Annotated in this window: 8 protein-coding genes; 6 read left to right on the forward strand and 2 right to left on the reverse strand. The window is 42.7% G+C overall.

Annotated elements, in window-relative coordinates:
- Window positions 1-170: 170 nt before the first annotated feature.
- Complete coding sequence (locus AB4407_RS14460) at window positions 171-782, reverse strand: YtjB family periplasmic protein (protein WP_372121060.1); 612 nt, start codon at window positions 780-782, stop codon at window positions 171-173.
- Between the two features lie 109 nt (window positions 783-891).
- Between AB4407_RS14460 and serB the strand changes: the two genes are divergently transcribed.
- A complete protein-coding gene (gene serB, locus AB4407_RS14465; protein WP_372121061.1) occupies window positions 892-1,872 on the forward strand; it encodes a phosphoserine phosphatase in 981 nt (326 codons plus the stop codon).
- Between the two features lie 266 nt (window positions 1,873-2,138).
- Here the strand turns inward: serB and AB4407_RS14470 are convergent, their stop codons facing one another.
- Window positions 2,139-4,487, reverse strand: a complete 2,349-nt coding sequence (locus AB4407_RS14470; RefSeq protein WP_372121062.1) for a PilZ domain-containing protein — start codon at window positions 4,485-4,487, stop codon at window positions 2,139-2,141.
- A 161-nt stretch (window positions 4,488-4,648) separates the two neighbouring features.
- Here AB4407_RS14470 and radA point away from each other — a divergent pair, with 161 nt between their 5' ends.
- The 5 genes from radA (at window position 4,649) to fusA (ending at window position 12,283) form a co-directional block, all read left to right on the forward strand.
- A complete protein-coding gene (radA, locus tag AB4407_RS14475) occupies window positions 4,649-6,028 on the forward strand; it encodes a DNA repair protein RadA (protein ID WP_372121063.1) in 1,380 nt (459 codons plus the stop codon).
- Between the two features lie 121 nt (window positions 6,029-6,149).
- Window positions 6,150-7,784, forward strand: a complete 1,635-nt coding sequence (locus tag AB4407_RS14480; RefSeq protein ID WP_372121064.1) for a diguanylate cyclase domain-containing protein — start codon at window positions 6,150-6,152, stop codon at window positions 7,782-7,784.
- A 24-nt stretch (window positions 7,785-7,808) separates the two neighbouring features.
- Window positions 7,809-9,050, forward strand: a complete 1,242-nt coding sequence (locus AB4407_RS14485) for a mechanosensitive ion channel protein MscS (RefSeq protein WP_372121065.1) — start codon at window positions 7,809-7,811, stop codon at window positions 9,048-9,050.
- A gap of 5 nt (window positions 9,051-9,055) precedes the next feature.
- Complete coding sequence (locus AB4407_RS14490) at window positions 9,056-9,925, forward strand: HAD family hydrolase (RefSeq protein ID WP_372121066.1); 870 nt, start codon at window positions 9,056-9,058, stop codon at window positions 9,923-9,925.
- A gap of 270 nt (window positions 9,926-10,195) precedes the next feature.
- The gene (gene fusA / locus AB4407_RS14495; RefSeq protein WP_019819832.1) at window positions 10,196-12,283 is read left to right on the forward strand and encodes an elongation factor G; all 2,088 of its coding nucleotides are present in this window, start codon (window positions 10,196-10,198) and stop codon (window positions 12,281-12,283) included.
- Window positions 12,284-12,378 lie beyond the last annotated feature (95 nt).

Raw genomic sequence — 12,378 nt, forward strand, 5'->3', positions numbered from 1 at the left:
TAATACCAATCGTAGTAAATAACTGGTCAGCCTAGCTAGTTAAAACACTCGATAACTGCGTTGTGATTTTTGATTGTAGAATAACTACTTATCAGAAAATCACGCCTTGTTCTCAAGCTTTTTTCCTGCGCTATTTCTGATCACTTACTTACTGTGATTGGTATAAGCTGTTAAGAACTGACATTTTTAAGCAACCAGTTTTCCCCAGACTTAGCCTTTCTCTTACGAATAAGCATAATGAACATCACGCCACTAACAAACCCCATTAAAACCATACCGATCATGTAGCGATCGCTCTTACGGTAGTGATGATCAGAGATAGCTGTCATTTTTCCCGTTTCAAAAGTCACGCGGATAAAGCCAATGATCGTATTCTCTGGAGAGTAAATTGGTTCAACGAGTTGTTGCCTGCCAATACTTGCCGTTGAAAGTGGCGTATCTAAGCCAAGAACCTCGCGTACCGAGAGCGCTTTTTCACTCGAAGCAAGTCGAATACCCTCAGCATCGTAGATGGTGGTATCAAATACCAATCGATCCTGAGACAGTTGGTTAGTTAGCTCTAGCAGGCGTTCTTGGTCTTGTTGAGTGATCATCTTGCTGGCTGAAAGTGATGCCTGTGAGATCAGTAGTTTGGTCAGTGTTTCCAGCTGCTTTGCTTGGATCTTCTCATTACCTTTACTGATCACTACTGTGTTTTTAATTGTTACCACGAACATAGCAGCCAACAAAATTAGGGCTAGTACTCGTAAAGCGTTACGTATTGAGAACAATGATTCATTCATGTTTCACGAAGCCTGAAATAAACAAATGTTATGATTAAGACATATTGAGACTTGCGTTTTCAAATTGCAATAGGTTAACGTTTAGCATAGTTAATTAGGAATCATACACATGGACGCTCAGAAATATTTGCCGATTAAAAGGCATACGACATTATTAACCCGACTCCCCGAGACTCGTTTCGCTTCTCAACTCGCAAAATCTAAAGCCAATTGGATTGTGTTCGGTGAGTATCTATCTCCACAATCATTCGATGACATCGACTTTTTCACAGGTACCTACAACACCATCCTCGATACGTGGAAGGTGGGACATTATGAAGTAGCCCTGATGTCAGGGAACTTAACCCCTGCACACGAAGAAATTTTACAAGCATTGAAGCTTGATTATGCTTGCCTTAGCGAGGTCCCAGACTTATCTAAGCCAGGTTTGATTGTGATGGATATGGACTCCACAGCAATTCAAATTGAATGCATCGATGAAATAGCAAAGCTCGCAGGAGTTGGAGAGTTAGTTTCTGAAATCACAGAGCGCGCGATGCAAGGCGAGCTTGACTTTGAACAGAGCCTGCGTCAACGAGTGGGAGCACTGAAAGGCGCTGATGAAACTATTTTAGAGCAAGTGCGCCAGTCATTACCATTCATGCCAGACTTGGTTGAGCTGGTGAATACTCTTAATAAACTTGGCTGGAAGACGGCGATCGCATCGGGTGGTTTTACTTATTTCTCAGACTACCTGAAAGATACGCTTGATCTTGACCACGCTCAATCAAACACGCTAGAGATCGTTAATGGTAAATTGACGGGTGAAGTATTAGGCGATGTTGTTTCCGCACAGACCAAAGCGGATATCTTGGTAGAACTTGCTGAAGATTATGAACTGGAACTGCATAACACCGTTGCCGTGGGTGATGGTGCCAATGACTTGGTTATGATGGGTTCTGCCGGTTTAGGGATTGCTTATCATGCAAAACCGAAAGTTGAACAACAGGCTCAAACTGCTGTGCGTTATGCTGGCTTAGGTGGGGTGCTTTGTATCTTGTCAGGCGTATTAGCTAAGCAGCAAAAAATCAGCTGGCAAGCGAAGCCTTAGTCATATTTAGGGCGGTATAACGGATACAAAAAAGCAGGTGACGAGCCTGCTTTTTCTATTTTTAAATCCGATAAGTCGACAAACCGGTAAGTTGATCTGGTTATTTATACCAATCACAGTAAGTAAGTGATCAGAAATAGCGCAGGAAAAAGCTTGAGAACAAGGCAGAGATTTTCGATAAGTAGTTATTCTACTATCAAAATCTCTAACGCAGTTATCAAGCGTTTTAACCAGCTAGGGTGACCAGTTATTTACTACGATTGGTATTAGTGCGAGAGTTCCAATCGAATCAATACTTCATCGGTGATGTCTTCTATCTCACCATAACCAATAAAAGCGGTGACCTCACTCTCTAACTTCTTCGCTTGGTGCATACTGATGCGGGCAAGCTCGGCTAAGTCTGATTGGAATAAACTGGTTAATGGATTAAAGATCGGTGCGGTAGTGACTCGCAGTACATACACATCACCCAGATCTTGTGCATTCTTAATGAACGAGATACGTTCTTTCGTAGAGGCAAAGTCTTTAACCAACTTCGTATGTACAGATTGAATTTTGTTACCAAACTTTACCGCAGCAATATAGACATCATGATGTTTTGGCTCTGCGCCCTCAATTCTTTTGAGTGGTTCAGCCAATAGGGAATTAGAGTGACCTTTAAAAATAGGTTCGAGTGAGAACTTTTGGTTGTGCCCAAGTTTAGCCAGTAATGCTAGATGTTTATTCAGTGGGAAGTTCACGCCAATGAGTTTACAACGCAACGTTGAGCCCGGCTTATCAATGAAGATTGGATTACTGACCATTTTGTTAAGCAAAACAGTGTGCAGTGATTTGAGCAGTGAATCGGTAGGCAGTATTTCTTGTTTTTTATTTAGCTTACTTTGGTTCTGATCGATAAGCCCGTTGAGGAAGGCGATAGTGCGCATTGTTTTTGCATTTTCGGTGATAACCAATTGGACGTTGCAACCGTTCGGGCTTACACGAATTACGTGGTAAGGCACTGTGCTTAGCGGCAAGTTTTTATCATAGAGTTGCAGTTCATTGAAATTTACTACAACAGGATCGTCAATCTTGAGTACCATCGGTTGCTCAAGGGTAATGCTTAGTCCACGTTTTGAGATATCTACGGTGTGTCCATTTATTGTTGGACTATCTTGCGAAGTAAATTGAATAGGCGATTTAAAGCTATATCTCGGTTCTTTACGACGACTTTGGGAGTCAAAGTAGATACTTTGAATGTTCCCTACCACCGTTCTCGGATGACGAAAGCGATTAAGGTCACTGCTTGGAATGCGTGGTTTTTCACTTAATAGATAATCGGCAGCACTTTCGTGATCACCGATCTCTTGCAAGATACCACAATGAGTCAGCAGCGCTGAGCTTTGAGCAAGCGTATCTGAATGCTCAGCTAAGGCTTGTCGCTCAGAGTCGGATAATTCGAAAACCGAGAATTTGAACGCTTTCCAACTTTTACGTTTACCGCCGATGTGCCAGAACAGTTGCCTCTCTTCACGAGAAGCTTCAGGTAGCATCATCGAGTAGAACAAGGTCTTATTTTTATGTTCATGGGTAAAAGAGTAGATAACGTTACTGGTTCCCTTCACTCCAGGCTTTGCCAGTAAGTTCATGCGTTGTTCGTTGAATAGAGTACCTAGAGCCTGTTGGTTACGCTCATCATGCCAGTATTGCCATTGGGGATGATTGTTATCCGTGAGTAGGGCGAGCTTCAACTCACTACCACTGAAGAATAGAGGGAGATTACAGGTGTACTTTAGATAGGTGTGTTCAATACCGCGAGTTCGCGTTCGGATGAGCCTATCTTGATTCTCATGGCTGGTTTTCTTACTGACGCTATTTAGAGATTCATCGAGTAAACGAGCCACACTCGTTGTATCGCTGATTCTTATGCATCTTAAAAATTTAACGGCATTGTTCTCGTAAGATTCATCAATGCCCAGAATACGAAATTCAACCGCTTCATTAACATCGGCCTCTAGCGACTTTTCGACAAGCTCTGTGAATTTAACACTGATGATTTCCCCTAGGTTGTATTTAAACGTTCTTGGAACTTTGAACTTTGCACCAGACGGAGAAATATCAACCGTCACACCATATAGGTTTTGTCCTTTCGGTGTGGTGATTTCAACCTGTGAGCTAATCTTGAGCCTGTTTTCTTTGCGTTTTAAATCGTAACCGAGGTTAATGGCTTCTGCTTCATAGGGACTATCAGCGTTAGTGATATCTTGATCATCTTGAGAGGGTGTTTTAACAATATTCCGAAGAGGTTGAATGCGAGGAGTCATCACTAACTCCCACACGCCCTCGGTATAACCTTTAAATTTTTTAGTACCCCGCTGATACGCGTTCAAAGCTATGTCATCAAGCCAATGTTTACGCTCGTCTAGCGTGAATTGATGACATTCATTATCAATACGCCCGCGTAAATCAATGCTCTTTGTGCACGGAGCCATGATACGATTCAGTTCCATTTTAACGAGCAGTTTTAGAGACGGCGATTCGCCTTCTGTCATTTGAGAAAGAAGGAATTCGAAATCTTCGGCATGGTAGGCCGGAATAAGTCGTTCTGCTACAGATAGAATTTCAGATTGCTGCATACTTTTCTTGTTAGAATGGATGGTGCGTTATTGTTATCGACGAGTTGTATTTGATCTTTAGGTATTCGTGGCCCTACTGCAACTTTTATTTTCACCTGTACGGTCAACGGGGTCACAAAATAGCAACATTTACCCGTTACCAAGCAAATTATTGAGGTTTTATGGCTAAGGCAAAGCGAGCTTATGTGTGTAATGACTGTGGTGCTGATTTTCCACGTTGGCAAGGGCAGTGCAATGCATGTGGTGCTTGGAACACGATTACAGAAGTTAGGTTAGCCGCTTCACCTCAGGTCGCGCGCAATGAACGACTAAGTGGTTACGCTGGTGGTGCAACTGAATCTTCGGTTCAAACGCTATCGGAAATCGACTTGCAAGAGGTCCCGCGCTTTAGTAGTGGCTTCAAAGAGCTTGATCGTGTACTTGGTGGTGGTGTTGTACCTGGCGCTGCGATTCTTATTGGTGGTAACCCTGGTGCCGGTAAATCAACGCTGTTATTGCAGACTATGTGTCAGCTTTCTTCCCAGTTACCGACACTTTATGTCACTGGCGAAGAATCTCTTCAACAAGTTGCGATGCGAGCATCTCGATTAGGGTTACCAAAAGAGCATCTCAAAATGCTCTCTGAAACCAATGTTGATAAAATCTGTCAGGTTGCAGAAAGAGAGCAGCCTAAGATCATGGTTATCGATTCAATTCAAGTTATGCACGTTGCTGATGTCCAATCTTCTCCGGGCAGTGTGGCGCAAGTGCGCGAATCGGCAACCGCATTAACGCGTTACGCGAAACAGAACAACGTTGCCGTGTTCCTAGTCGGGCACGTAACTAAAGATGGCACATTAGCTGGCCCCAAAGTACTTGAACACATTATTGACTGTTCGGTACTGCTAGATGGCGGGACGGACAGTCGTTTTAGAACCTTGCGCAGCCACAAGAACCGTTTTGGTGCAGTGAATGAGCTAGGTGTGTTTGCTATGACAGGGCAAGGGCTAAAAGAAGTTAGCAATCCATCGGCTATTTTTCTGTCTCGTGGTGAAGAAGAAACCTCAGGCAGTTCAGTGATGGTAGTTTGGGAAGGAACGCGTCCACTCCTTGTTGAAATCCAAGCGCTGGTGGATTATTCGCAGCTGGCTAACCCACGTCGTGTCGCTGTTGGTCTCGAGCAAAATCGACTGTCATTGTTACTAGCCGTGCTGCATAAACACGGCGGCTTACAAATGGCTGACCAAGATGTGTTTGTGAATGTCGTTGGTGGTGTTAAAGTAACCGAAACCAGTGCTGATCTTGCATTGGTAATGGCTTTACTTTCGAGTTTCAGAGACCGCGCATTGCCAAAAGATGTGGTGGTTTTTGGCGAAGTAGGCCTTGCTGGTGAGATTCGACCTGTACCGAGCGGTCAAGAGCGCTTAAATGAGGCGTTTAAACACGGCTTCAAGAGAGCCATTGTACCAGCTGCTAACATGCCTAAAGGTGGCATTCCAGGAATGCAGATCCATGGGGTTAAGAAATTGTCAGAGGCGATAGAAGCCTTTGATGAACTTTAGTTTTTTTGATGAATGATTTTTCTTTGTAATACTTGTTATAAAGGTTTATTCGTGCTGTGAATCAATCCCGTATTGTTGCATAATCGCGAGGTAATTACTCAGAGCAAATAAACGGAAGAATATGTTCTTAAGATGTTGGGCTGCAATTTTACTTTTTATATTTTCATCAGTAGCCTTGGGAAAAAACCTTCAAAGTATCGAGCAGGCTCCTGTTACTTGGTATCAGCTAGAGTCTTTTGTTTCGTTTGCAGCTATAAACAAGTTAGAAAATTACCATGAACATAAAGCCGGTTTAATTCCCGCCGAAGGTTTTAATCTCATGGGAGGAACTCAAACCAGTATCTTGGACTTCTCTCTAACCAAGAGGGGAGATGTGGTTATCGATTTTAGGAACTCAACACTTATTGGGGAGTTCCAACATTTTCTTTTTACACGAGGCTCTAACAGTACCAAAGCTAAATTGGTTGCTGTATTGCACGGCGGGTTGTCTGTTCCCGAGTCCAGCATATTCTTCCTTCGAAACGGTAAGAGCCTTGAGCTTGAACAAGGTTCTTATCGCTTAATCACTTATCAAAACTCTCGATTTAATATCGCACCGCCTACCCCATTCGTTATGGATCAAATGGACTATATTGCGGATATTCGTTTAGGAAATGCTATTAGTTTAGGTGGGATAGGCATTTTCTTTAGTTTATTTATCTATTACATCGTACTCTCTGTTTCTCGGGCAAGTCTTGTAGATTTTAGTTATGCCATCTTTATTCTCGGTAATTTATTATTTAACAGTACTTCGCTATTGGTCGCGAGTGACTTGTTCGGGATTACTTGGTTTGGTGGGGCGAGTTGGCCAATCTTATTCTCTAACATAGCCTATATCATCTTTGTTATGTCGCTTTTGAATGTGACCAAACATCGCACCCCTGTATTGTGGTATTTCGGGGTAGGCATCTTGAGTGTTTTTGTTCTCTTTATTCTTTTCTCAATATTCTTACCTGAACTCCAGAATGAATTTAATCGATTTGCGGTTGGTGTTTTCATGGCTTATGGACTTGCTGCAGGTCTTACAATGGTATTTAAGGGAAGTATGACTGCGAGGTTGTATCTACTTGCAAATATTGGCTTCGTTACTCTCGGTGGTATAGCAATCACTCAAGAACAAATTGCGGGTTTGCAAACCATCTATATGTCACATATCGGCTTAATTGCCGTTGCTTGTGAAGTTATTCTCTTATCATGTTTGCTGGCTTATAAAATGACACGTGTCGAAGGTGAAAAATCATACGCCTTACAAAAAGCAAAGGAAATGCTGAAGATTGCTCATACCGATCCACTCACTCAATTACCGAATCGATATGCAATGGAAAAACAGCTGCTTAACCTAGGCGAAGGGGAGTCTTTTATCTACATTGATTTGGATGGTTTAAAGCTATGTAACGATACACACGGTCATGATATGGGGGACAGGTTATTACTGTCATTTTCTACGCAATTAGCACAAACAATTCCGAATGAAAGTCGCCTCTTCAGAATTTCAGGCGATGAGTTTGGGGTTATTACCCCTTCTAACCAGTACCAAGCCTCGATTCAAGCTTTAAACTCAGTAGATCTGTCTCTAAAGCGAGAGTTTGGTGATGTGATTGGTGTGAGCTTTGGAGGCGCTAAGTTTGATGATTACTCTGAATGTCAAGCCGCAGTACAAGCTGCTGACCAAGCAATGTACGTAAACAAAAAACAAAAGAAAGAGTTATCAGCATAGTGCTGTTACAGGCTGCTATTAATTATGAAAATAAAACTTATTTTACCTATTTGGGCTACGTTAATCGTGCCTCTACTGGCATCTTACTTTAAATATCCAGATAAGCACTTACCACCGCACTTCTTAGAGTTTCCTCCTCAATTTGTTGTGAATGAACCTAGTTTTAACTTCCTTTACTTTTCAGTGATGTTAGTCGCTGTGATATGGGCTCTGTGTGTATTGTTCTGTCCCACCATTGTTGGTTTTAAACCTAAAGGGGAGGTACCACCTAAACCACCCAAAGTTTCTTTGCCTTGGTGGTTCTATACGGGAGGAGTGATCATGTTTGCCTGTTGGTGGTTAATGTGGAGTCGAGACCTATCACTTACCCCTTGGGTGTACTATGCATTTACTCCATTATGGTGGGGCGGGATTTTCTTCTTAGATGGGATTGTTTTTCATCGTAATGGTGGCCGTTCACTTTTTGCTACGCGACCAATCTTGCTGTTATTTAGTGGCGTGATTTCTTTTTTTGGCTGGATGTATTTTGAGTATTATGATTACTTTGTTTTAGAAAATTGGTATTACCCTAATGCGGATAACACCTCACTGTCTCGAACGGTTACGGTAGTGATATTTTGTTTGACTTATACAACCGTAACACCTGCAATCATGCAGTGGTATACTTTGTTATCAACCTTCCCTGCATTGAAAGTTAAATATCGACAGGGTCCAAGATGGAACTTCTCCCCTAATTTACTTATCTATGGCGGCTTAGTACTCATATTCTTCATGGTGTTTTTCCCTAAGGTGCTCTTTTGGGCTGTATGGGTTGGGCCTATGGCAGTGATGACTGGCGTGTTACAAAAGCAAGGTGTTTGGAACCCTTTTCAAGGGGTGATTGCGAATGGAGATTGGACGGCTTCTGCAATGATTGGTTTAGCGGCTTTATGTAACGGTTTCTTTTGGGAAATGTGGAACTATGGCAGTGCTCACCCTGAGCCCATTATCATCACCAATCCAAATTATTGGGTATATGACATCCCTTATGTCAATCTTGAGTTTCTGACGTTGCCGACTGAGATGCCATTGCTTGGTTATATGGGGTATGTCCCATTTGGAATATTAGTCTGGCAAGTGTTGATTTGGAGTGGGCGACTCTTCGGCTTCAATACCGATCTTACGGAGATAACCGATTGGAATACTCACCAACAAACCTCTGCAAGTGTTGAAGTTCAAGCAACGAACCAAGCTGATGAACAATGCTTGCTCCAAAACGAAAGGTGAGAGCTATGAACGACTCACTTTCTCTATGGAATGATTGCTCCTTCATTCGTCAGCTCAAACGTAATTTATTGATGTGGGATGCTCCTAATTCCCCTCACTCTATTGTGAATCAAAATAGAATGGCCGTTTTTGACCTTGACGGCACGTTATGGTGTGAAACTCCGGGATTGGTTGAAATGCGTTTTTGGCGCGATGAGTTGGAAGCGTGCCTAGCTCTGGATGAATACAAACAGCATCATCTAACGGTTCTAAGTTTATTGAAAACCGTTGAAGATGAATCACTCACTATAATGATGAATTTGTATCGTCTTTATCACACAGTGTTTGCTAATGAAGATCATAAAGTTTATCAAAAGAAAGCTAAGCGATGGGTGTGTAGTGCTCGGCACCCTAGGTTTCAAGTACCGTACGCTCAGTTGGTCTATCAACCTATGCTTCAGCTTATTCGTTTGCTGCAACACCATGGTTTTCGGTGTGTGATTAATTCAGGCAGTACAAAGCAATTTGTACAAGCATGGAGTGAAGAGGTACTCGGTATACCAATGGAAGATGTTCTAGGTTCTTCCTTTGATGTGTCATCGCCAAGCTGTTCTATTGCGCTTAATCTTGGACAAGAAAAAGTTGAGCATTTCAAAGAGCACTTTAAGGGGGTACCAGTCATCGCTATAGGCAATACGTTTAATGATTTGAGTATGTTGAAGTGGGTTCATCAATCTCACAAAAACAGCGTGTGTGCTCTGGTTAACCATGATGATGCATCTAGGGAGTATCTATATCCCTTCAATCCATTAGTAAATATTGAAATGTCGACTCAGTTTACATCAATTCATAGCATTTCAATGAAGCAAGATTGGAGAGAGGTGTTTGATATTTGAGCCTGAGTTAGTGAGGTGTGGTTTGCGAGTGAACTTTAAGTGGTAAACTGTTCGTTTGTTGATTTTACGGCTAGGATTTAGCTGTCATCAACACAACTAATGACAGGAATGTTCCGAAATTAAGCCTAAAAAAGCGGATATTTACTTCTCTAATTAGGGTAGAATTCGCGGAACAGTTATTTTTAATTACAAGCGCAAGCAAGGGTATCAGTCTTGAAAGATTGTGCTATACTCTGCTCGCATTTTATATCCTATTAACAGAGTAAGACAATGGCAGATTTATCGAAATACAGAAACATTGGTATTTTCGCGCACGTTGATGCGGGTAAAACAACTACCACTGAGCGTATCCTTAAGCTAACTGGTCAGATCCACAAGACTGGTGAAGTACATGATGGCGAATCAACTACTGACTTCATGGAACAGGAAGCTGAGCGCGGAATTACTATCCAATCAGCAGCTGTAAGCTGTTTTTGGAACGATCACCGTCTAAACGTTATCGATACTCCTGGACACGTTGACTTCACAGTTGAAGTATACCGTTCTCTTAAAGTTCTTGATGGCGGTATCGGTGTATTCTGTGGTTCTGGTGGTGTTGAACCTCAATCAGAAACCAACTGGCGCTACGCTAACGAATCAGAAGTATCTCGTCTGATCTTCGTTAACAAACTAGACCGTATGGGTGCAGATTTCTACAACGTTGTTGACCAAGTTAAAAACGTTCTAGGTGCTACTCCTCTAGTTATGGTTCTACCAATTGGTCGTGAAGACGAATTCGTTGGTGTTGTAGACCTACTAAGCCGTAAAGCATACGTTTGGGATGACACTGGTCTTCCTGAAAACTACGAAATCACAGATGTTCCTGCGGACATGGTTGATGACGTTGAGCAATACCGTGAAGAGCTAATCGAAACTGCTGTAGAGCAAGACGATGACCTGATGGAAGCTTACATGGAAGGTGAAGAGCCTTCTATCGAAGACATCAAGCGTTGTATCCGTAAAGGTACTCGTGATATCGCATTCTTCCCTACGTTCTGTGGTTCTGCGTTCAAGAACAAAGGTATGCAACTTATCCTTGATGCTGTAGTAGATTACCTACCAGCACCAACTGAAGTTGATCCTCAACCTCTAATGGATGAGAACGGCGAAGAAACTGGCGAACACGCTATCGTTTCTACAGATGAAACTTTCAAAGCGCTTGCATTCAAAATCATGGATGACCGCTTCGGTGCTCTAACTTTCGTTCGTATTTACTCTGGTAAACTGAACAAAGGTGACACGATTCTTAACTCATTCACTGGCAAGACAGAACGTGTTGGCCGTATGGTTGAGATGCAAGCTGATGACCGTAACGAACTAACTAGCGCACAAGCTGGTGACATCATTGCGATCGTTGGTATGAAGAACGTGCAAACTGGTCACACTCTATGTGATCCTAAGCACCAAGTAACGCTTGAGCCAATGGTATTCCCAACTCCAGTAATCTCAATCGCTGTATCTCCAAAAGATAAAGGCGGTTCTGAGAAAATGGGTATCGCGATCGGTAAAATGGTTGCAGAAGATCCATCTTTCCAAGTTGAGACTGACGAAGAGACTGGCGAAACTATCCTGAAAGGTATGGGTGAGCTTCACCTAGACATCAAGGTAGATATCCTTAAGCGTACATACGGCGTTGACCTAACTGTAGGTGCTCCTCAAGTTGCTTACCGTGAAACTATCACTCAAGCAATTGAAGATAGCTACACACACAAGAAGCAATCTGGTGGTTCTGGTCAATTCGGTAAGATCGATTACCGTATCAAACCAGGCGAAGCAGGTTCTGGCTTCAAGTTCAACTCTGTAGTTGTGGGCGGTAACGTTCCTAAAGAATTCTGGCCTGCAGTTGAGAAAGGCTTCGCATCTATGATGGAAAACGGCGTACTAGCTGGCTTCCCAACTCTAGACGTTGAAGTTGAACTGTTCGATGGTGGCTTCCACGCAGTCGATTCATCTGCTATCGCATTTGAAATCGCAGCGAAAGGTGCATTCCGTCAATCTATGCCTAAAGCTGGCGCGCAACTTCTTGAGCCTATCATGAACGTTGACGTGTTCACTCCAGACGATCACGTTGGTGATGTTATCGGTGACCTTAACCGTCGTCGTGGCATGATCAAAGATCAACAAGCTGGCGTTACTGGTGTTCGTATTAAAGCTGACGTACCTCTTTCTGAGATGTTCGGCTACATCGGTCACCTACGTACTATCACTTCTGGTCGTGGCCAATTCTCTATGGAATTCGCACAATACGCACCATGTCCAACTAACGTTGCTGACGAAGTGATTGCAAAAGTTAAAGCAGAAAAAGAAGCTGGTAAGTAATTAGCCTTTTTCTCAATTAGCTAAAAAAGCCCCGCAAGTGAAAGCTTGCGGGGCTTTTTATTGCTTGTAATATACTGCGAGATGCGAGATGCGAG

Source organism: Vibrio sp. 10N.261.46.E11 (genome assembly GCF_041472735.1).
Taxonomy (GTDB): Bacteria; Pseudomonadota; Gammaproteobacteria; order Enterobacterales; family Vibrionaceae; genus Vibrio.